This is a genomic window from Providencia sp. PROV267 (assembly GCF_028477825.1).
In the GTDB taxonomy this organism is placed as follows: domain Bacteria; phylum Pseudomonadota; class Gammaproteobacteria; order Enterobacterales; family Enterobacteriaceae; genus Providencia; species Providencia stuartii.
The window spans coordinates 346,705-369,201 of record NZ_JAMPLX010000007.1; the positions used below are offsets into that span (position 1 = coordinate 346,705).

General features: G+C 43.6%; 21 protein-coding genes and 3 tRNA genes. 1 reads left to right on the plus strand and 23 read right to left on the minus strand.

The window, feature by feature from the left end; genetic code table 11:
* The first annotated feature begins 210 nt into the window (after window positions 1-210).
* A complete protein-coding gene (locus PR709_RS06285) occupies window positions 211-1,086 on the plus strand; it encodes an aminoglycoside 6-adenylyltransferase (protein WP_004917792.1) in 876 nt (291 codons plus the stop codon).
* A 79-nt stretch (window positions 1,087-1,165) separates the two neighbouring features.
* Here the strand turns inward: PR709_RS06285 and phoC are convergent, their stop codons facing one another.
* The 23 genes from phoC to sdhC form a co-directional block, all read right to left on the minus strand.
* Window positions 1,166-1,912, minus strand: coding sequence for an acid phosphatase PhoC (phoC, locus tag PR709_RS06290; RefSeq protein WP_004917790.1), 747 nt, complete (start codon window positions 1,910-1,912; stop codon window positions 1,166-1,168).
* Between the two features lie 465 nt (window positions 1,913-2,377).
* Window positions 2,378-2,453: transfer RNA gene (locus PR709_RS06295), tRNA-Lys, on the minus strand.
* 32 nt (window positions 2,454-2,485) lie between these two features.
* Window positions 2,486-2,561: transfer RNA gene (locus tag PR709_RS06300), tRNA-Lys, on the minus strand.
* 158 nt (window positions 2,562-2,719) lie between these two features.
* Window positions 2,720-2,795, minus strand: a tRNA-Lys gene (locus tag PR709_RS06305).
* Window positions 2,796-2,949: 154 nt separating this feature from the next.
* On the minus strand, window positions 2,950-3,717 hold the full coding sequence (cpoB, locus tag PR709_RS06310) for a cell division protein CpoB (protein ID WP_004917784.1): 768 nt from the start codon (window positions 3,715-3,717) through the stop codon (window positions 2,950-2,952).
* Window positions 3,718-3,739: 22 nt separating this feature from the next.
* Window positions 3,740-4,237, minus strand: coding sequence for a peptidoglycan-associated lipoprotein Pal (pal, locus tag PR709_RS06315; RefSeq protein WP_014657760.1), 498 nt, complete (start codon window positions 4,235-4,237; stop codon window positions 3,740-3,742).
* 42 nt (window positions 4,238-4,279) lie between these two features.
* The gene (tolB, locus tag PR709_RS06320; protein ID WP_004917780.1) at window positions 4,280-5,572 is read right to left on the minus strand and encodes a Tol-Pal system beta propeller repeat protein TolB; all 1,293 of its coding nucleotides are present in this window, start codon (window positions 5,570-5,572) and stop codon (window positions 4,280-4,282) included.
* A 139-nt stretch (window positions 5,573-5,711) separates the two neighbouring features.
* Window positions 5,712-6,830, minus strand: coding sequence for a cell envelope integrity protein TolA (gene tolA, locus PR709_RS06325; RefSeq protein ID WP_004917777.1), 1,119 nt, complete (start codon window positions 6,828-6,830; stop codon window positions 5,712-5,714).
* 36 nt (window positions 6,831-6,866) lie between these two features.
* Window positions 6,867-7,289 (minus strand): colicin uptake protein TolR, encoded by a 423-nt coding sequence (gene tolR, locus PR709_RS06330; protein ID WP_004917775.1) that lies wholly within the window; start codon window positions 7,287-7,289, stop codon window positions 6,867-6,869.
* A 17-nt stretch (window positions 7,290-7,306) separates the two neighbouring features.
* Window positions 7,307-7,990: a Tol-Pal system protein TolQ gene (gene tolQ, locus PR709_RS06335; RefSeq protein WP_004917773.1), complete on the minus strand. Its 684-nt coding sequence runs from the start codon at window positions 7,988-7,990 to the stop codon at window positions 7,307-7,309.
* Entirely contained in the window at window positions 7,987-8,382 is a 396-nt protein-coding gene (gene ybgC / locus PR709_RS06340; protein ID WP_004917771.1) for a tol-pal system-associated acyl-CoA thioesterase, read from the minus strand. Before ybgC ends, tolQ begins: the two co-directional genes overlap by 4 nt.
* 133 nt (window positions 8,383-8,515) lie before the next feature.
* Window positions 8,516-8,803 carry a cyd operon protein YbgE gene (gene ybgE / locus PR709_RS06345; protein ID WP_004917770.1) on the minus strand — a complete coding sequence of 96 codons (288 nt, stop codon included), beginning with the start codon at window positions 8,801-8,803 and terminating at the stop codon, window positions 8,516-8,518.
* A gap of 6 nt (window positions 8,804-8,809) precedes the next feature.
* Window positions 8,810-8,923: a cytochrome bd-I oxidase subunit CydX gene (gene cydX / locus PR709_RS06350; protein ID WP_008912071.1), complete on the minus strand. Its 114-nt coding sequence runs from the start codon at window positions 8,921-8,923 to the stop codon at window positions 8,810-8,812.
* 12 nt (window positions 8,924-8,935) lie between these two features.
* On the minus strand, window positions 8,936-10,075 hold the full coding sequence (cydB, locus tag PR709_RS06355; protein ID WP_004917768.1) for a cytochrome d ubiquinol oxidase subunit II: 1,140 nt from the start codon (window positions 10,073-10,075) through the stop codon (window positions 8,936-8,938).
* Between the two features lie 14 nt (window positions 10,076-10,089).
* Entirely contained in the window at window positions 10,090-11,658 is a 1,569-nt protein-coding gene (gene cydA, locus PR709_RS06360) for a cytochrome ubiquinol oxidase subunit I (RefSeq protein WP_004917765.1), read from the minus strand.
* 925 nt (window positions 11,659-12,583) lie between these two features.
* A complete protein-coding gene (gene sucD, locus PR709_RS06365) occupies window positions 12,584-13,456 on the minus strand; it encodes a succinate--CoA ligase subunit alpha (RefSeq protein ID WP_004917763.1) in 873 nt (290 codons plus the stop codon).
* Window positions 13,456-14,622: an ADP-forming succinate--CoA ligase subunit beta gene (gene sucC / locus PR709_RS06370; protein ID WP_004917759.1), complete on the minus strand. Its 1,167-nt coding sequence runs from the start codon at window positions 14,620-14,622 to the stop codon at window positions 13,456-13,458. Before sucC ends, sucD begins: the two co-directional genes overlap by 1 nt.
* A 134-nt stretch (window positions 14,623-14,756) precedes the next feature.
* Window positions 14,757-15,971: a 2-oxoglutarate dehydrogenase complex dihydrolipoyllysine-residue succinyltransferase gene (gene odhB, locus PR709_RS06375; RefSeq protein ID WP_004917758.1), complete on the minus strand. Its 1,215-nt coding sequence runs from the start codon at window positions 15,969-15,971 to the stop codon at window positions 14,757-14,759.
* Window positions 15,972-15,985: 14 nt separating this feature from the next.
* A complete protein-coding gene (gene sucA, locus PR709_RS06380; protein ID WP_004917756.1) occupies window positions 15,986-18,793 on the minus strand; it encodes a 2-oxoglutarate dehydrogenase E1 component in 2,808 nt (935 codons plus the stop codon).
* Between the two features lie 302 nt (window positions 18,794-19,095).
* Window positions 19,096-19,812, minus strand: coding sequence for a succinate dehydrogenase iron-sulfur subunit (locus PR709_RS06385; RefSeq protein WP_004917754.1), 717 nt, complete (start codon window positions 19,810-19,812; stop codon window positions 19,096-19,098).
* A 35-nt stretch (window positions 19,813-19,847) separates the two neighbouring features.
* A complete protein-coding gene (gene sdhA, locus PR709_RS06390; RefSeq protein ID WP_004917753.1) occupies window positions 19,848-21,614 on the minus strand; it encodes a succinate dehydrogenase flavoprotein subunit in 1,767 nt (588 codons plus the stop codon).
* On the minus strand, window positions 21,615-21,959 hold the full coding sequence (gene sdhD / locus PR709_RS06395; RefSeq protein ID WP_004917752.1) for a succinate dehydrogenase membrane anchor subunit: 345 nt from the start codon (window positions 21,957-21,959) through the stop codon (window positions 21,615-21,617).
* On the minus strand, window positions 21,953-22,342 hold the full coding sequence (gene sdhC, locus PR709_RS06400) for a succinate dehydrogenase cytochrome b556 subunit (protein ID WP_004917750.1): 390 nt from the start codon (window positions 22,340-22,342) through the stop codon (window positions 21,953-21,955). The genes sdhD and sdhC overlap by 7 nt, the downstream gene beginning before the upstream one ends.
* Between the last annotated feature and the right edge of the window lie 155 nt (window positions 22,343-22,497).

Sequence of the window (22,497 nt, forward strand, 5' to 3'; positions counted from 1 at the left end):
AATCGCCTATAAAATGGGTCGAAAACCACATTTTTGTTTTATATACTAAACAAGATACCCCAATTCATTGAGGAAGTCTTCTCGATTTTTGGTGATGATGGCGTGATTTCTCACTATTTCACTAAATAATCATGATAATTATCGAGTTTTTTAGCATTTTAGTCATTTTACAGGTATCTTAGCCACATCAATAAATTCGATGGGTTAGCTATGGAATCACCTGCATCTTTAATCAATAAAATTATTTCCGTTTCTTTGCTCGATCCTAGAATTGATGCCGTCATTTTGACTGGCTCAAGAGGTAGAGAACAACAAATTGATCATTATTCAGACATTGATATTGAATTAGTCGGTTCAGGTGTAACAGCACTTTTTCATGACCAACAATGGATACACCAATTTGGTCAGCCTCTAGTGGCTCTACATCTTACAAATGGTGGTGAAAATGAGCCTGAATGCCCGACTTGTTTAGCGATTTACGAGCAAGGAAGAAAAGTTGATTTTACCTTTGCTGAACCAAGTCGATTGCAAAAGATGAAACAGTATGGGCTTGATAATACTTATGCCCGTGGCTACACCATTTTACTCGATAAAAGCGGTATCACGGATAACCTTCCCGACAGTGATCAGGTACAACTTCCTCCTAAGCAACTCAGTCAAAACAAATTCACGTTTATTGTGAACGAATTTTGGTATGAATCACATCAAGTTGCGATTGCCCTTTCGCGTAATGAACTCTGGAGCGCTTGGTCAAGAGACGTTGATATGAAAAATGCCCTACTGACGATGTTAGAGTGCTATGTCTCAAACAAAAGTAAAGGGCAGCAAGATGTTTGGTATCACGGCAGAGCATATCAACAATGGATGCCAGAGCACATTATCCAAGCAATGGAAACCTTGTTTGATTACCGTAATGCGCAACAAGCTGCATACAGCTTACATCTGTTGATGAAATGCTTTGATGAAATCACGGTGGAAGTCGCCCAGCAGCTCAATTATACCATCGACCACACTCTTGGCCAGCGCATGCAAACACTGGTAGTTGGCATGTTGCAAGATAACAGTCTATTGCCTGAAGGGATCTGACGCGATTTTACCATATAAAGCACAATAAAAAACCGCCCCTCTCGTTGTCGCTGATGGGGCGGTATCGTTTTAAGTAAAGCTATTTTTTCAGTTTAGCAAATTCGTCTTTGGCTTTTTGTAACTGTTTTTGGAATTCAGGGTTGGAGTGTAAAGTTGCTACCGCACCCGATGCAACGATACGAGCTGCATCAACATCACTTTGCCAATGGTAACCACAGATGACTCGGCTTTGACCAAGTTCATAACCACGTTTTAAAATTTTATCTTGGTTTTCTGGGTTAATTTCTGACAATACGAGTGCAGATGCCCAGCCAATTGCGGTGTGTCCAGAAGGATAAGAGCCATTCTTAGATAATTTGTCCTGATCTTTCGTGTTACAGGTAGCAACACCGTAGAACGCAAATGGACGAATGCGCATGTATTTCTCTTTGGCTGAGCGAGTTGCTAAATCCCCCGCATCTTCAATCATATTCGTCAGCAATTTATGAATTTCAGGCGCATCCTTTTCGGTAATGGGATAACCAAAAGCTTCAGAAAATGCGTTCGCAACACCGCCCGCAGCCAGATCAGCATCCTTAGCGGCTTGTTCTCCACGCTCAGTATTTCGCAATAAACGGCCTTTTTCATACATTGCTTGGTCGTTTAAAAATAAGATGCTGCCCACTTCAGGTGGTGGCGGCAATAACGCTAAACTATCAATAGCCTGTGAGTTTTTTAAATAATAAAGATCGGGTTTAGTTGTCACATCATTGCCGGGAGGGATCGCCGCAAATACACTGGTTGAAACAAAAGCCCCTGCGCAGAATACTGCTAATAGTTTTTTCATCCGCTAGTCCTTTCCTAGTCTTTGCCATAGATAAAATAATTTATATTTTACAAGGTGATCAGTTATTGATGTTTTATTTAGACTAGTCCAAGTAGGTCAGTAATACCTTGCGTAAGTTCTCAAAAAAAGAAGTCAATACCCACACAATAACTCAGGCTGAATGGTTTTTGCTCAAGAGTTAGGTGATGATAGCCACAAGATCGCGACTAAATATCGACTTACTCATACGAAGAGGTTTGAAAATCGGCATCTACACGGGTCCATTCCCAATGCCGCCCCTTACCCTAATACCGGTATAATTAATCGATTAGGAGAGGATACAGGCGCATTTCTGGAAATCATCGACACATACGAGCCATTGTGGCCAATATAGCGCTATTTTGCTTGATGGGCTTTTAGATTGAATAACACAATTTAACTACGCTAGAAAATGGAAGGATTTGAAGATAATGGTATTTCTATAGATGGTGGGTCGTGCAGGATTCGAACCTGCGACCAATTGATTAAAAGTCAACTGCTCTACCGACTGAGCTAACGACCCATCTAATATGACTGGATTTTGTTATCTTAAGATGGTGGGTCGTGCAGGATTCGAACCTGCGACCAATTGATTAAAAGTCAACTGCTCTACCGACTGAGCTAACGACCCATCTGATATAACTGATTTTTTTATTTTAAGATGGCGGTCGTGCAGGGTGACTCATTGTGTTTGAGGCCTAATACGAACAAGCGTTCAATGAGCTCTTGTTCTACCGACTAAATTAACTCACACATCTTAAAGCACATTAACGAAATAGAGGCTGTTAATGGTGGGTCGTGCAGGATTCGAACCTGCGACCAATTGATTAAAAGTCAACTGCTCTACCGACTGAGCTAACGACCCATTAAACTTAACAACTTATTCTTGCGTCAACGGCGGCTTATATTACTCATTTCTGACGATGGTGCAATGATTTTTTTGAAAAAAACGATTGAATGCACACTTATCATACGGTTAACCCCGAAATATTCGGTAATTACTTCTTCGGGGTTAATCATTAAAGTGAGCTAAGCTTTTTCTCTGCAAGTTTAGCACCAGCGCTATTCGGATACTGTTTCAGCACCTGTTGATAAACCGCTTTTGCTTTATCCTTCTGCCCTTTGTCTTGCATGATCAGGCCGACTTTATACAGGGCCTCACTGCTTTTTTGGGATTTAGGATATTCTTTCACAACAGTTGCAAAGTAGAATGCCGCATCATCTTTGCTACCTTTATTATAGTTAAGTTGCCCTAACCAATAGTTAGCATTAGATTGATAGCTGGATTTGGGATAGCTTTTAATAAAGCTTTGTAATGCACCGATGGCCTCATCGATTTGCGCTTTAGATTTGCTTTTCATCGCAAGCGCAACTGCAGCATTATAATCTTCCTTTTCGCCACCACCAGAAGCTTCTGGTGCAGGTGCTGAAGTGGAGGAGTCCGCTGCTGCCGATGAATTTGATGATTCTGTAGTACCGCCACTCACCTGACCTAATTGCATATACAAATCTTTTTGGCGCTCAACAATTTGATTCAGTTTATATTGATTTTCCTGAATCTGACCACGCAATGTATCGATATCGCGTTGGTTGTCAGCAATCTGTTGCTGGATTTGATATAAGATCTGGCCTTGAGAGTTAACTGCCGTCTCAAGCTGAGTAAGACGATCACCGGATGAACCGGATCCGACATTAATGATTGGCGCTTGGGCAATAGCGGCCCAAGGGGCCGCTACGCCAACCAATAACGACAGACCTACAAATAAATGTCTGAAGTTACTGTTCATAAGAGATAATTTCGCTTATCGATTAGTATGCAATAACTGCACGACGGTTTTTAGCGTAATCAGCTTCTGTGTGACCTAACACAGCTGGTTTTTCTTTACCGTAAGAAACCAGAGAAACTTGATCACCCGCTACACCTTTGCTTTGCAGGTACATTTTAACTGCATTAGCACGACGTTCACCCAGTGCGATGTTGTACTCAGGAGTACCACGCTCATCCGCATGACCTTCAACAACAACTTTAACAGATGGGTTGTTACGTAGGAAAGCTGCATGAGCATCTAACATATCAGCGTATTCTGGAGATACGTTGTATTTATCGAAACCGAAGTAAACGATATTGTTATTTTGCAGTTCTTGCATTTGCTGACGTGCCAGCTCTTCCGCAGACAGACCGCTGTTAGTTTGGTTCATTGAAGAATCCGCGCCATTTTGGTCATTGTTTTTGTTAGAGCTACAAGCTGCGACAGCCATGATTGGTAATGCGATCATCAGCCCTTTAAGCACTTTATTCAGTTGCATCGTTTTGATCCTTAATAGTTTGCCACACATTATTATTATGCATCACAGATACGGCGACCAAGCAGGAAATTTAACCTGTCCATCGGTTGCCGGAAGACGCGCTTTGAAACGCCCGTCGGTCGAAACTAGCTGCAATATAGTCCCCAAGCCTTGAGAGGAGCTATAAATAACCATAGTGCCGTTAGGTGCGATACTCGGCGTTTCATCTAGAAACGTTTTCGTTAAATATTCAACGTTACCCGTCGCCAGATCCTGTTTGGCGATATGCTGCTGACCACCGCCGGAGCTGACCATTACAATGAAAGATCCATCCGGGCTAACATCAGCGTCCTGATTTTGTGTACCTTCCCAGGTCACACGTTCAGGGCTACCGCCATTAATATTAATCTTGTAAATTTGCGGACGACCCGCTTGGTCAGATGTATAGACCAATGTTTGACTATCTGGCATCCAGCTTGGCTCTGTATTATTACTACGACCATCAGTCACTTGACGAATTTGGCCGCTCGCTAAATCCATAATATAAAGATTTAAGCTACCTGTTTTTGACAAAGCAAAAGCCAGTTTAGTCCCATCTGGAGAAAACGCTGGAGCACCATTATGACGAGGGAATGATGCAACCTGACGAACGGCGCCAGTCGATAGCGTCTGAATCACCAGTGCTGAACTGCCACTTTCAAACGTCACATACGCCAAACGCTCACCATCAGGTGACCAAGTTGGCGACATCAAAGGTTCCGGAGAACGATGAACCGTAAATTGGTTATAGCCATCGTAATCAGAAACACGTAATTCATAAGGGTATTGACCCCCTTTATTAGTCACAACATAGGCGATACGTGTACGGAATGCACCACGAATACCAGTCAGCTTTTCAAAAACTTCATCGCTTGCGGTATGGGCGGCATAACGTAACCACTCTTTAGTGACCTTATACTGGTTTTGAGATAAGACCGTGCCTGGGCTACCAGCAACATCAACTAATTGGTAGCTAACCACATAGCTGCCATCAGCCGCGGGTTGGATTTGACCGACAACAACGGCATTAATCCCCAATGCTGTCCAAGCCTCAGGAACTACTTCAGAAGCGGTCGCAGGTTGTTGAGGCATACGACTAGGCTCAATAGGGTTAAATTTGCCACTATTGCGTAAATCAGCACCAACAATTTGCCCGATTTCTTGTGGAGGTGTACCTGAGCCAGACCATTTAAAAGGAACAACCCCTATTGGCTGAGCACTATTAACACCTTCCGTGATCTCAATACGGATTTCAGCCTGAGCAACTGTTGCCCATAACATGAGGAACCCGAGAACTACTTTAAAAGCCTGCTTCATCCTTATCTCCCTTACTGTGGTATTCACTGCCACAATAATTCGCTGAATTTTAACAAAGGTATACTAACAAAACTAGATATTGTAAGAACTATTTATGCTATAGCAGACATAAATTCAATACAGACAGCTCCGACTTATCTTATTTTGGGCTAAATACAACTGTACTTCCTTGTTTTTTAAATGCTTCATACACATCCGCCGGTGGGCGTGGTAACGTTGCAAGGTTTGCAGCTCTGATTGCTGCACTACACAATGCTGGGTCATTAGAAGCATTATTTTTAGGGGTAATACTTACTAATAAGCCATCAGGTGCAATTTGTAACTTAAGTTCACACGTACGTCCACGGTAAGTATCTGAATCATAAAACTTACTCTGAATCGCGGCTTTTATTTTACTTGCATAATTTTCAACGTCTGCATTGGATGCCCCAGAACGTTTACCGCCACCTTGGCCTGCGGAAGCCGCTCCACCTTCACGACTTGGCCCTGTAGAGGTCAAATCACCGAGTAGATTATCAATCTCAGCGGAATTTTTTGCAGCCTCTGCTTTCTCTTTAGCTGCTTTGGCTTTTGCTTCCTTATCGGCTTTGGCCTTAGCTTCTTTAGCTGCTTTAGCTTTCGCTTCTTTCTCCGCTTTCTCTTTCGCCTCTTTTTCCGCTTTAGCTTTCGCTTCTTTCTCCGCTTTCGCCTTAGCATCAGCCGCTGCTTTCGCTTTTATCGCTTCAGCTTCTTTTTTCGCTTCAGCCTCTGCTTTTTCCTTCGCGGCAGCTTGTTCTTTAATCAAGCGTTCTTTTTCTGCTTTGGCTTTTGCCGCCGCTTCTTCCGCTATTTTTTGCTCTTCCTTCGCTTTTCTTGCCGCTTCAGCTGCTTGTTTTTGTTGCTGCTCAACTTGTTTTTGCCGCTCCTGCGCTTCTCGTTCACTTTGAATACGCTCTTGCTCAAGCTGTTGCAGACGTTTTTGTTCCTGCTCTTGCTTTTCCCTTAGCTCAGCTTCTTGTTTACGCTCTTTCTCTTTACGCTCTTTAGCTGCTTGTTTAGCGCTATTTTCTTGTTGTTGCATTTGGTTATATTGCTGAACAACCGCGCCGGGATCGACCATCACCGCATCGATGACAGTCCCCTCCTCCCCTCCGCCGCCAAGTTTGACAACGGAAACTAAGGAACCAATTATAATTAGGCCTATCAATAAAACGTGCAACGCAAGCGACGTTAGAAGAGAAAGCCTTAAATTATCTTTTTTCTCTTTTGTCTTTCCCACAATTGGTTTCCAAAAAAAGAATCATTACTCACTCAATTACATGGGTTGAGTCATTAAACCGACCGATTTGATCCCAGCTTGATGCAAAATATTCAATGCCTTAATCACTTCATCATAGGGCACTTCTTTTGCACCACCGATAAGGAAAATCGCCTTTGGATTTTTATCTAGCTGAGCTTTCGCTTCAGCCGCAATCTGTTCTGGTGGTAGTAGCTCTAAGCGCTCACCATCAATTAACATATTGTATTGACCAACTCCCGCAACCTCTAAAATAATCGGTGGATTATCGCTTGATGATACGGTCTGGCTTTCAGCGGCATCCGGCAGATCAACCTCCACGCTTTGTGAAATAATCGGTGCTGTCGCCATAAAAATTAGCAACAGTACCAACAAAACATCCAGCAATGGAACAATGTTGATTTCGGATTTTAGCTCACGTCTGCGACTATTGCGCGCCATTCGCTTATCTCCCCGTATTATTTCTTATCAGCAGAGAATGCTTGGCGATGTAAGATAGCCAGAAACTCTTCCATAAAGTTATCGTAGCTCTGTTCTAGCTTATTGACTCGCTGATTTAATCGGTTATATGCCATTACCGCTGGGATTGCTGCAAATAAACCAATTGCTGTTGCAATCAACGCTTCAGCGATACCCGGCGCTACCATTTGTAGTGTTGCTTGTTTAACCGCACCTAATGCAATAAAGGCATGCATAATTCCCCATACCGTACCAAAAAGACCAATATAAGGGCTAATAGAACCAACCGTCCCTAAAAATGGGATGTGCGCTTCTACGGATTCAAGCTCACGGTTCATCGAAATGCGCATAGCACGAGATGCCCCGGTGACAACAGCATCCGGTGCATGAATATTCGCTTGGTGTAAACGAACAAACTCTTTGAAACCTGCATGGAAAATTTGTTCTGCTCCACTTAGCGAGTCACGGCGAGCCTGACTTTCTTTGTATAAGCGAGATAACTCAATACCAGACCAAAACTTATCTTCAAACGCTTCCGCTTCTCGAGCTGCCGCATTTAAAATTTTTGTTCTCTGAATAATGATGGCCCAAGAAGCAATAGAGAAACCAATCAAAACGAACATAATGATCTGAACCAATAGGCTCGCTTTTAGGAATAAATCCACGATATTCATGTCAGTCACTGTTTAAACTCCGCGACAATAGACTTAGGAAGCGCTGTCGGCTTCATTTTTGATGTGTCCACACAAGCAATCAGGGCCGTAGCCCCGCAAAGCAGGTTACCTTGTGAATCAATTAACCTTTGTTGAAAGGTTAAAGAGGCACGCTTCATCTCAATGATTTGTGTCTCAATTTCCAATAAATCGTCCAGCCGAGCCGCTCTGACAAAGTCCGTTGTCATACTCCTGACAACAAACCCGATATTCTCAGCCAGTAAACTTTGTTGATTGATACCTTTATCCCGTAGCATCTCGGTCCTAGCCCGTTCAAAAAAAGCGAGATAACGTGCATGATAAACCACACCGCCCGCATCCGTATCTTCATAATAGACGCGAACAGGCCAACGAAATAACATAACAATCACTCCATCCTAGGTTAAATTAATTAACGGTGCCACTATACTCAAGACGGTGGCGCTTTGGAATGACCTAGGGGTAAAGTTATCAAAAAAAAATTATGGATCCGCAGACCCATAATTGACAATTAGATTAGCTGAAGACTTTAACCAAGCCCCAGATAAGGATAATGATGGCAGGTAAAGGATGGAAAAGTAGTCGCCAAATCAATTTATTAGGTCGAAATCCGACACCAAAAATCATGCCACTACAGGTTGCCCAAATAAGTAATAACCCTTGCCAGATAAGAAATGAGCTGGTTTTAGCCGCAAATTGGGTTGGATCCCACATGACACTCCCAGCAATCCCTAACGCTAATATAAGGATAAGGATCCGTACCGGACCCTTATCCAATAGCTGATAGCTTTTATCCACCAGCATTATTTATTACTCGCCATCTTTAGCAGCAGCTTTATCTTCCGCATGCTCTAAAGCTAGAGCTGCAATCACTGCAAAACTACAAGCTAACAGCGTGCCAAGAATCCAGGCAAAATACCACATATGTTATGCTCCTTAATACAGTGAATGCTTGTTGCCTTCGATGAAGTTTTTGTCCAAACGGCCAAACATTTTGTAGTAACACCACGCAGTGTAAGCCAATACAATTGGAACAAAAATAATCGCAACAACCGTCATAACTTGCAGAGTAAACAGGCTAGATGTTGCATCCCACATGGTCAAACTTGCATTTGGCATGATGTTTGATGGCATGATGAATGGGAACATTGCAACACCACAAGTTAAAATGATACAAGCGATAGTGAGAGATGAACTCACAAACGCTAACGCATTTTTGTCTGCTTTACTAAACAGCATAGTCAACAGTGGCAATACCACACCTAGAGCAGGTAATGCCCACAGCACAGGATAGTTGTTGAAATTAGTCAACCACGCACCTGAAGCAACTTCGACAGTTTTGTTCAGTGGGTTAGATACGCTTAATGTATCGATAGTTGAAGTCACAACGTAGCCATCGATACCCATAACCAACCAAGCACCTGCACCTGCGAAAGCCAGCAGAGTTAATAATGCTGTTACATAAGTTGCTTTACGAACACGTAGGTGTAGTTCACCGGTCGTACGCATTTGTAAGTATGTTGCACCTTGAGTCACAATCATCATTAAGCTAACAACACCAGCTAACAGACCATATGGGTTCAGTAGGCCGAACAAGTTACCTGTATAAGTCAGATATTGTTGGCTATCGATTTGGAATGGAACACCTAAAAGCAGGTTACCAAACGCAACACCGATAACTAATGGTGGAACGAAACCACCGATAAATAGACCCCAGTCCCACATGTTGCGCCATTTTGGATTCTCCAACTTAGAACGGTAGTCAAAACCGACTGGGCGGAAGAACAGTGCTGCAAGCACTAAAATCATCGCGACATAGAAACCTGAGAATGCCGCAGCATACACTTGTGGCCATGCTGCAAACATCGCACCACCTGCGGTGATCAACCAAACTTGGTTACCATCCCAGTGCGGCGCAACTGAGTTAATCATGATACGGCGATCAGTATCTGTTTTACCTAGAATTGGTAATAAGAAGCCGACGCCCATGTCAAAGCCATCCGTGACAGCGAAGCCAATCAGCAGAACGCCGATTAGAATCCACCACACAAATCGAAGAACTTCATAATCAAACATAAGTGGACTCCTGTTTACTGAACGTCTTGTGCAGAGTTGTTTTTCTGTTCAAAGTGGTAGCGGCCAGTTTTCAGGCTGCTTGGCCCTTTACGAGCGAATTTGAACATCAGGAACAATTCAGCAATTAAGAACAGTGTATACAGACCACAGATCAGAGCTAGAGAGAAAATCAGATCATGGGTTGTCAAGTTTGAGTGTGCAACGGAAACAGGGAGAACCTCACCGATAGCCCACGGCTGACGACCATATTCTGCAACGAACCAGCCTGATTCAATCGCAATCCACGGTAATGGAATACCGAACAATGCGGTACGTAGTAACCATTTGTTTTGACCAATACGGTTGCGTACCACTGACAGGAAGGATAGACCGATGATAATCAGCAGCAGGAAGCCTACGCCAACCATGATACGGAATGCCCAGAACAATGGACCTACATTCGGGATACTATCTTTAACCGCTTTTTGGATCTGTGCTTCTGTTGCATCAACAATATTTGGTGCGTATTGTTTCAGCAGAAGACCATAACCTAAATCTTTCTTGTTCGCTTCGAAAGATTTACGCAACTCAGGGTCTTTATTACCCGCAAGAAGTTGTTGTAACTCACCGTATGCAATCATACCGTTACGAATACGAACTTCGTGTTGCTTCATCAGATCTTTCAGACCTAGAACTGGTGTATCCAGTGAACGCGTTGTGATAAGACCCATCACCCATGGAATTTCAATTGCAAATTTGTTTTCCATTTTTTCGGTGTCAGGCCAAGCGATCAGGTTAAACGCTGCAGGTGGAGCATGCGTTTCCCACTCAGCTTCTACCGCGGCTAACTTGGTCTTCTGCACGTCACCCATTTCGTAGCCTGATTCATCACCAAGAACGATAACAGATAGTACAGCGGCAATACCGAAGCTTGCAGCGATTGCAAATGAACGTTTAGCAAACGCAAGGTCACGGCCCTTAAGCATATAGTAAGAGCTGATACCCAGAACAAACATCGCACCAGTACAATAACCAGCAGCAACTGTGTGAACGAATTTAACTTGTGCAACAGGGTTCAGGACCAGCTCAGAGAAGCTGACCATTTCCATACGCATTGTTTCGAAGTTAAAGTCTGCAGCGATAGGGTTTTGCATCCAACCGTTCGCAACGAGGATCCACAGCGCAGAGAAGTTAGAACCTAAAGCAACTAACCAAGTCACCGCAAGGTGTTGAGTTTTGCTTAAGCGATCCCAACCAAAGAAGAACAAACCAACAAACGTTGATTCAAGGAAGAATGCCATCAAACCTTCGATTGCCAGTGGTGCACCGAAGATATCTCCAACATAGTGGGCATAGTAAGACCAGTTAGTCCCGAATTGGAACTCCATAGTCAAACCAGTGGCAACACCTAGAGCAAAGTTAATACCAAATAACTTGCCCCAGAATTTAGTCATATCTTTATAAATTTGCTTACCAGACAGCACATATACCGTTTCCATGATCGCAAGCAAAAACGCCATACCAAGCGTTAGTGGTACGAACAGGAAGTGATACATCGCAGTTAAGGCAAACTGTAATCTTGACAGTTCGACAATATCAAACATCTTGACTCCTTGCTCCTAGCAGGAAGACACCGACTTGCGGCAACCCAGCTTCCAATACAATTAAAGAAAGCCTCTTAACTACCAGCAAAAAATGCCTCAAAACAACAAATAATTAACAAAATCAAAAACTCTAACGACACTATAATAATAGTACGCTTATCTTCACATACAATAAACTTCTTTTGCGTGATTCAGATTTGAATTCTGAATATATATCAATAATTATACCCTATAATAGAAAAATGAGTATTTGATCGCACACCAATTTAAGCAAATTATAAAAATAATGCTAGTACTAATGAATTGATTTGCGTCAACTTTTTTGATTGTTGTTAAGCGATTATCCTTATCATCAATTAATGGTTATTTAAATGTTAATTGTCTGTTATTGATAATAGTACAAATATTCTTAATTTTCTAAAAGAGAGCCTAAAAAATTAACTTTTTATTTAAAACTTCATAAAAAGATAATTTAATTTATAATATTAGCCTATTTGGTTTTTATTATGAATTTTATTAATTACTAAATAATCTCTGCTTATTTGACTATTTTAGATTTATTAATTAAGACTAAGCATCCGTTATTAAAAATGGCACTTTAGTAGTATATTTAATCACGTTGAGTGAAAAACACCCAATTTAAGACTAGAGTACAACACTTAAGCAGTATAAATAACCGTCAAACGGCGATAATTGGAACCCGTTAAAGGGTAGTTGCATAGTACAATTAAATCTAAAAAAACTAGGCCGCTAAAAAGAGTACGACACTCCATCTCACGTATCCACACTGCGATAATCCGCTAATTTATCGATAACAGCACCTGTGTTATCCCTCTGTGTCTAGCGCGCCACGCACAACAAAAAAGGCCCGTATTCTTTTGGAATACGAGCCTCACTGTTTTAAATGTTTATGCTAAGCGAGAGCTTATTTTGCCAACATTGATTTCACAGCATCGCCAATGTCTGCCAAGCTACGTACTGTTTTCACGCCCGCAGCTTCTAATGCAGCAAATTTCTCGTCAGCTGTACCTTTACCGCCAGCGATAATCGCACCAGCGTGGCCCATACGCTTACCTTTAGGCGCTGTTACACCTGCAATGTAACCAACAACTGGCTTAGTTACGTGCTCTTTGATGTAAGCAGCCGCTTCTTCTTCTGCGTTACCACCGATTTCACCGATCATGACGATTGCTTCGGTTTGTGGGTCTTCTTGGAACATCTTCAGGATGTCAATGAAGTTTGAACCTGGGATTGGGTCACCACCGATACCAACACAAGTTGATTGGCCAAGACCTGCATCTGTCGTTTGTTTTACCGCTTCATAAGTCAGCGTACCTGAACGTGAAACGATACCGACTTTACCTGGCATATGGATATGGCCTGGTTGGATACCAATTTTACATTCACCCGGCGTGATAACACCTGGGCAGTTTGGACCGATCATGCGTACGCCAGCTTCATCTAATTTCACTTTCACAGTCAGCATATCCAGCGTTGGGATACCTTCAGTAATAGTGATAATCAGTTTAATGCCTGCATCAATTGCTTCTAAGATAGAATCTTTACAAAATGGTGCTGGAACATAGATAACAGAAGCGGTTGCGCCTGTCGCTTCTACAGCTTCACGAACAGTATTAAATACAGGTAGGCCTAAGTGAGTTGTGCCACCTTTACCCGGAGTCACACCACCAACCATTTTAGTACCGTAAGCAATCGCTTGTTCGGAGTGGAAAGTACCTTGACCGCCAGTGAAACCTTGGCAAATTACTTTGGTGTTTTTATCGATTAAAATAGACATTATTTGGCCTCCGCCGCTGCTACTGCTTTCTTAGCTGCATCCGTCAGGCTGTTTGCTGCGATAATATTCAGACCGCTATCAGCCAGTTTCTTCGCACCTAACTCTGCATTGTTACCTTCTAAACGAACCACTACTGGTACATTCACGCCAACTTCTTCTACTGCACCAATGATGCCGTCTGCAATCAGGTCACAGCGAACGATACCACCAAAAATGTTAACGAAAACAGCTTTAACGCTCTTATCTGAAAGGATAATTTTAAATGCTTCAGTTACGCGTTCTTTAGTTGCGCCACCACCAACGTCTAAGAAGTTAGCTGGTGCACCGCCGTGCAGTTTAACGATATCCATGGTTCCCATTGCAAGACCTGCACCGTTAACCATACAACCGATGTTGCCATCAAGTGCAACATAGTTCAGTTCCCACTGTGCAGCTTGTGCTTCGCGCGCATCTTCTTGAGATGGGTCATGCATTTCACGCATTTCTGCTTGGCGATATAGTGCGTTGCTATCAACACCTAATTTACCATCCAAACAAACTAGGTCGCCTTCAGTATTGATAACTAATGGGTTGACTTCGATTAGAGCAAGGTCACGCTCTAAGAACATAGTCGCTAGGCCCATGAAGATCTTAGCGAATTGGCTAACTTGTTTACCCGTTAAGCCTAATTTAAATGCTAATTCACGGCCTTGGAAAGGCATAGGACCTGTTAATGGGTCGATAACTGCTTTGTGGATCAGTTCTGGCGTTTCTTCAGCAACTTTCTCAATCTCAACACCACCTTCGGTAGAAGCCATAAACACAACACGACGTGTGCCACGGTCAACTACTGCACCCAAATACAGCTCTTTAGCAATATCTGTCGCATGTTCAACAAGGATTTGGTTAACAGGCTGACCATTTGCATCTGTTTGGTAAGTAACAAGGTTTTTACCTAACCATTTTTCAGCAAATTCTTTGATATCGTTGATATTGCTTGTGACTTTAACGCCGCCAGCTTTACCACGTCCACCTGCGTGAACTTGGCATTTAACAACCCATGGGCCGTTTCCGATTTTTTTAGCCGCTTCTACAGCTTCATCTGCTGATGAGCAGGCATAACCCGTTGGTGCTGGCAAACCGTAGCGTGTAAAAAGCTGTTTTGCCTGATACTCGTGTAAATTCATGATGTTCTATCCATAATTGAGTCTGAAGAGGCGTTTATTCGCCTCCTGCAATTGTTACTGATTTAGCAACCGGCGGGAGCCGGTTGCATCGGTTACTTCAGACCGGACAGGTATGCCCCTGCCCTGTTATGTTGCTATACGTCCAGCAGTAAACGAGTTGGATCTTCCAGCATATCTTTGATAGCCACTAAGAAGCCAACTGACTCTTTACCATCAATTAGGCGGTGGTCATAAGATAATGCAAGGTACATCATTGGAAGAATTTCGACCTTACCATTAACCGCCATAGGGCGATCTTTAATAGCATGCATGCCTAAGATTGCACTTTGTGGTGGGTTAATGATAGGTGTGGACATGAGAGAACCAAATACGCCGCCATTAGTGATAGTGAAGTTACCACCAGTTAAGTCTTCAACCGTTAATTTACCGTCGCGACCTTTAACAGCCAGTTCTTTAATTGTCTTCTCGATATCAGCCATGCTCATCGCATCAACGTCACGCAATACTGGTGTTACCAGACCACGAGGTGTCGATACCGCAATACTGATGTCGAAATAGTTGTGGTAAACCACATCTGTACCGTCAATAGAAGCATTCACTTCTGGATAACGTTTCAGTGCTTCGACCGCTGCTTTAATGTAGAAAGACATAAAGCCTAAACGCACACCGTGACGTTTTTCGAACGCTTCACCATATTGCTTACGCAGATCTTTGATTGGCTGCATGTTAACTTCGTTAAAGGTTGTTAACATCGCAGTGCTGTTTTTCGCTTCCAACAGACGCTCAGCAATACGTTTACGCAGACGTGTCATTGGTACACGTTTTTCGCTACGATGTGCCAGTGGCGCTTGTGGAGCAGCAGGTGCTTGTGCTTTAGCAGCAGGCGCTGATTTGTTCGCTGCTAAATGTTTTTCAACATCTTCGCGAGTCAGACGACCACCAACACCCGTGCCTTTAATATCTGCTGGGTTAAGATCATGCTCTGCAACTAAGCGACGGATCGCTGGAGACAGTGCATCATTGCTCTCTTCTTCCAAGCTCGCCGTTTGACGTTGTGCAGGTGCAGCTTCTTGAGCAGGTTTCACATCCGCTGGCATGCCAGTGCTATCACCCAAACGAATACGGCCTAACAGTTGTTTAGATAACACTGTTGCACCTTCGTCTTCAACGATAGCTTCTAGTACACCCGCTTCACTTGCAGGAACTTCTAGTACAACTTTATCCGTTTCGATTTCAACCAGCACTTCGTCACGTTCAACGCTATCACCTGGTTTTTTATGCCATGTGGCAACCGTAGCATCAGCAACGGATTCAGGAAGATCTGGAACAAGAATTTCTACACTACTCATTTTCTATCCTTTAATTATTCAATGTTCAACGCGTCATTAACCAGAGCTTGTTGCTGCTCTTGGTGAACGGACGTATAACCAACTGCTGGAGATGAAGAAGCAGCACGACCTGCATAACGTAAAGTCGCCCCTGCTGGGATAGCTTCACGGAAGTTGTGTTGGCTGCAATACCAAGCGCCTTGGTTCAATGGCTCTTCTTGACACCATACGAAATCCTTAACATGCGCATATTGCGCCAGCGCTTGCTGAATATCTTCGTGTGGGAACGGATATAGCTGCTCAATACGCACGATAGCAACATCTGTTTGTTCATTCTTACGACGCTGTTCTAACAGATCGTAATAAACTTTACCTGAACACAGAATGACGCGTTTCACGTTTTTCGGATTGATTTCATCTATTTCACCGATTACTGGCAGGAATTTACCATTCGCCAGCTCTTCCATGCTTGATACCGCTAATGGATGACGCAGCAGTGATTTAGGTGACATCACAATCAGAGGACGACGCATATCGCGTAGTGCCTGACGGCGTAACATGTGATAAACCTGAGCAGGCGTTGACGGCACACACACTTGCATGTTTTGGTCTGCGCACAGTTGCAGATAACGCTCTAAACGTGCAGAGGAGTGCTCTGGGCCTTGGCCTTCATAACCGTGTGGTAAAAGCATTACCAAGCCACACATACGACCCCATTTTTGCTCACCTGAGCTAATAAATTGGTCGATAACCACTTGCGCACAGTTTGCGAAGTCACCAAATTGAGCTTCCCAAATCGTCAGAGCGCGTGGTTCTGTCGTCGCGTAGCCATATTCGAATGCCAACACCGCGTTTTCTGTCAGAACTGAGTCCCAAACATTAAACACGCCTTGCCCGTTATGGATATTTTGCAGCGGTACATATACTGAACCGTTCGTTTGATTATGAACAACAGCATGACGGTGGAAGAACGTACCACGGCCAGCATCTTCACCAGATAGACGAACAGGAATACCTTCATCAACCAAGGTTGCATATGCCAATGTTTCTGCTGCACCCCAATCAAGAGGTTTTTCGCCTTTTGCCATTTCAGCACGGTCAGAGTAAATTTTCTCAACACGAGACTGAGTGACAACTTCAGCAGGGATAGTACTGGTTTTAACCGCAAGCTCTTGCAAGCGTTTTAAATCAAATGTGGATTTGTATTCTTCATTCCATTCATGGTTCAGGTACGGTTCCCATGTATAAGAATGTAGCCCCATTTCACGCCACTCTTCAACGACACAGTCGCCTCTATCTAGCGCGTCACGGTACAAATTAACCATCTCAGTGACTTCATCAGCAGTCACAACACCACTTTCAATTAGACGGTCAGCATAGATTTTACGTGGGGTCGGATGTTTTTTGATTTTTTGATACATAATTGGCTGAGTTGCATTTGGCTCATCAGCTTCGTTATGACCATGACGACGATAACAAACGAGGTCAATCATCACATCACGTTTAAAGGTATTACGGAAATCCAGTGCTAAGCGAGTGACAAATGCTACCGCTTCTGGATCATCAGCGTTCACGTGGAAGATAGGTGCTTGGACCATCTTCGCGATGTCGGTGCAATACTCTGTTGAACGAGTATCTTTCGGGTTAGACGTTGTGAAACCGATTTGGTTGTTAATGACGATACGTACAGTACCACCAACTTCATAACCACGCGCTTGAGACATGTTCAGTGTTTCTTGAACAACGCCTTGGCCTGCTACCGCAGAGTCACCATGGATGGTGATTGGTAGCACCATATTGCTACGGCCTTCATCAAGACGGTCACGACGAGCACGGACAGAGCCAATAACAACTGGGCTAACTATCTCAAGGTGAGATGGGTTAAATGCCAATGCTAAGTGAACACGTGAGCCTTCGGTTTGGAAATCAGAAGAGAAGCCTTGGTGATATTTAACGTCACCAGCACTTGAGTGGTCTTTGTGTTTACCTGCGAACTCATCGAATAGTTCAGCCGGTTTTTTACCTAAAATGTTGATAAGAACGTTAAGGCGACCACGGTGAGCCATACCTAGTACAACTTCACGCGTATCTTGTTTACCCGCATGGTGAATCAAATCTTTCAGCATTGGGATCAGTGAATCACCACCTTCCAATGAGAAACGTTTTGCACCTGGGAATTTAGCGCCTAAATAACGCTCTAGTCCTTCTGCTGCTGTTAATTCAGCTAAGAAGCGACGTTTTTCTTCTTTCGTAAATTGCTCAGCGACATTCACAGACTCGAGGCGTTGCTGGATCCAGCGTTTTTCCTCAGTATTTGTGATATGCATGTATTCAGCACCAATAGAACCGCAATAAATACGTTTCAGTGCATCATACAGGTCGCTAAGTTTCATGGTCTCTTTGCCAATCGCAAAAGAACCCACATTGAATGTTTCGTCGAAATCTTCTTTCGTTAGATTATGGAATGCTGGATCTAAATCGGGAACAGATTCACGTTTCCATAAACCTAATGGGTCAAGATTTGCATTTTGATGCCCGCGGAAGCGGAATGCGTTAATCAACTGCAAAACTTTTACTTGTTTTGCGTCGATTGCAGGATCGCTAACAGAGGTATGATAACGAGTCGAGTCTTTTGCTAAGCGACGGAAATATTCGCGTGCTTGTGAGTGGAATTGCTCAGCGTTGGTGCCTGCTCCAGGCAGTTGCTGGAAGATTTCTCTCCAGCCAGCATCAACAGAATTGGGGTCAGTTAGATAATCTTCATAGAGTTGTTCTATGTAAGTCTGGTTCGCGCCTGCCAGAAAGCTCGAATCCAGCCAGTCCTTCATTACGCCGTTCTGCATTGTGATCCCTTAAGCTTTTACAGCTTTAGTTTTCGCCGTGGTTAACTAATTGCCGCGTTTAAGCGGCCTCGATAAAGGTTCTTCTGGACGTGCTTTATGCATGTTCTCACTTTGGGTTTCCCTTTATCACTCCGGGCTCCCCTTTTAAGGAACCTTTAAAAACTGACTGCAGTTTTTAAAGGTTCCTCGAGTTTGCTCGCGTCTTCATCATTTGCAGTTTGGCTTATTACTTTCACTTTTTTGCTTTTACTTTTTACTATTTAATAACCTACGGTACTTTCGTACCGCAGGTTAAATCGGTTTTATGCACTATGTTTTAGTAACATAGATTTAATATGCCCGATAGCTTTCGTTGGATTTAGTCCTTTAGGACATACATTGACACAATTCATGATGCTATGACAGCGGAAAACACTAAAAGCGTCGTTCAGATCATCTAATCGAGCATCCGTTTCAGTATCTCTACTATCAATTAGGAACCTGTATGCAGCTAAAAGACCTGCTGGACCAATAAATTTGTCCGGGTTCCACCAGAACGATGGGCAAGAAGTTGAGCAACATGCACACAAAATACACTCATATAATCCATCGAGTTTTTCACGCTGTGCCGGTGACTGTAAATTCTCACGCGCCGGTGGGTTCTTATTATCATTAATAAGATACGGACGAATTTTTTCGTATTGAGTATAGAACTGGCTCATGTCGATAATCAGGTCACGAATAACAGGCAGACCTGGTAATGGACGGATCACAATTTTCTTTCCGCTACGAGTCAACGCAGACAGGGGTGTGATACAAGCCAGACCATTTTTACCATTCATGTTAACGCCGTCAGAGCCACATACACCTTCACGGCAAGAACGACGGAATGATAATGTTGGATCTTTCTCTTTCAGTTGGATCAACGCATCCAGCAACATCATGTCACGCCCTTCAGGCACTTCGAGCGTGTAATCTTGCATACGTGGCGCGTTATCTACGTCCGGATTATAGCGATAAATCGAAAATTCAAGTTTCATAGTTCATTTCTCCGCAACTGGATTAACACCACGCATTAATAAGTACGTACTTTCGGCGGGAAGGGTTCACGCAACTTAGGTTGCATGTTCACTTCACGACGCGTCATCGTTTCAGATTGCGGTAAATACAATGAGTGACACAGCCAATTAACGTCATCACGATCTGGATAGTCGAAACGGCTATGCGCTCCGCGACTTTCAGTACGGAAGTTTGCAGCTTGTGCTGTTGCATAAGCTGTTTCCATCAAGTTATCCAGCTCTAAACATTCAATACGTTGAGTGTTGAACTCGGTCGATGTGTCATCAAGACGTGCATTTTTCAAACGCTCGCGGATGACTTTCAGCTCTTCTAAACCTTTCGCCATTGCATCACCTTCACGGAATACCGAGAAGTTATGTTGCATGCAGGTTTGCAGCGCTTTACGGATTTCAACAGGATCTTCACCCGTACGTGCATTTTCCCAGCGGTTAAAGCGAGCCATTGCAGCATCGATGTCAGATTCAGATGCTTCACGCATTGAACCTTGCTCCATCAGTGACTCTTTCAGGTGTAGACCCGCAGAACGACCAAATACCACTAAGTCGAGCAATGAGTTACCACCAAGGCGGTTAGCACCGTGTACAGATACACACGCAATTTCACCCACAGCGAACAGACCTGGAATGACTTCATCCTCGCCTTTTTCGTTATAACGAATCGCTTGACCTGTAACCTTAGTTGGGATACCGCCCATCATATAGTGACACGTTGGGATAACTGGGATTGGCTCTTTGATTGGGTCAACGTGAGCAAAGGTACGAGATAACTCAAGAATACCCGGTAGGCGTGATTCCAGAACTTCTTTACCCAAGTGGTCCAATTTCAATTTCGCGTGAGGTCCCCAAGGGCCATCACAGCCACGGCCTTCACGAATTTCAATCATAATTGAACGAGCAACAACGTCACGACCAGCAAGGTCTTTCGCGTTAGGCGCATAACGCTCCATGAAACGCTCGCCGTCTTTATTCAATAGGTATCCACCTTCACCACGGCAGCCTTCTGTTACCAGAACCCCTGCACCTGCGATACCTGTTGGGTGGAATTGCCACATTTCCATATCTTGTAGTGGCACACCCGCACGGGCAGCCATACCAACACCGTCACCCGTATTGATGTGAGCGTTTGTTGTGGATTGATAGATGCGGCCTGCACCACCTGTTGCAAGGATCGTTGCTTTAGCTTTGAAGTAAACTAGCTCGCCAGTTTCCATACAAATTGCCGTACAACCAACGATATCGCCATCTTGGTTTTTAACTAAATCAAGGGCATACCACTCAGAAAAAATAGTGGTGTGGTTTTTCAGGTTTTGTTGATACAACGTATGCAACAGAGCATGACCAGTACGGTCAGCAGCAGCAGCGGTACGAGCCGCTTGCTCACCACCGAAGTTTTTAGACTGACCACCGAATGGACGCTGATAAATACGACCGTCGTCCAAACGAGAGAATGGTAAGCCCATATGTTCTAATTCAAGAATCGCTTCTGGACCCGTTTTACACATGTATTCGATGGCATCTTGGTCACCGATATAGTCAGACCCTTTTACGGTGTCATACATGTGCCACTCCCAGTTATCTGGGTGAGTGTTACCTAGTGCAACAGTGATACCACCTTGCGCTGATACCGTATGAGAACGGGTTGGAAAAACTTTTGACAACAAGGCGCAAGATAAGCCAAGTTGCGAAATTTGCAATGCAGCGCGCATACCTGCGCCACCTGCACCGATAACGATAGCGTCAAATTCTCTTATTGGCAGATTCATTTATGCACCCCACACCACAATTGTTCCGTAAATTAAGTAAGCCAGCAGCGCAACAACAATAACAAGCTGCAACACTAAACGTAGTGCCAATGGCTTAACATAGTCAGTGAGCACCTGCCATAAACCAATCCAGGCATGCACTAAAATCGAGAACAATGTGAGGATAGTAAATACTTTCGTCACAGAAGATGCGAAGAAACCACGCCATGTTTCATAAGTGATATCGTTGATGGCAATAAAGCCAACAAGATACAGTACATAGAGTACGATAACGATCGCTGAACCACGGATTAACAGCCAGTCCTGAATACCAGTGCGGCCTAAAGCTGAAGCATTACTTACCATACTAATATCCCCGCCAGAATTGCCAGAACGACAGTAATAACAAACGTGATTTTTGCAGATGAGTTACCTGCGGCTAGTGTTTCATCAACCCAGCCGAAGTCCATCAGCATATGACGAATACCACCACAAATGTGGTAAGCCAATGCTGTTAGAATTCCCCAAAGAATGAACTTAGCAAAAAAGCCGGTCATTATTTCGGATACGTATTGAAAGCCTTCTGGAGAGGAGAGAGATGTCCCTAACAACCAAAGCAGAATACCAACTGCGATGAAAGTAATGACGCCAGAGACACGGTGCAAGATCGAAGAGATTGCAGTGATCGGGAAGTGGATCGTCTGCAGATCAAGATTGACAGGTCTTTGTTTTTTCACAATTTTGCCCACACAGCTCTTTATTATTTTCCTTCCTCCGGACCTGGGGCGGAAATGGACAGCGACAGGGGTACAAAATGCAACTTAAGCTAAACGTTAGTCCATCATGTTCAAGTAGAGTTGCATACTGATTACGCTGGAACTCCTACATCAGGGTAATCCGGAGA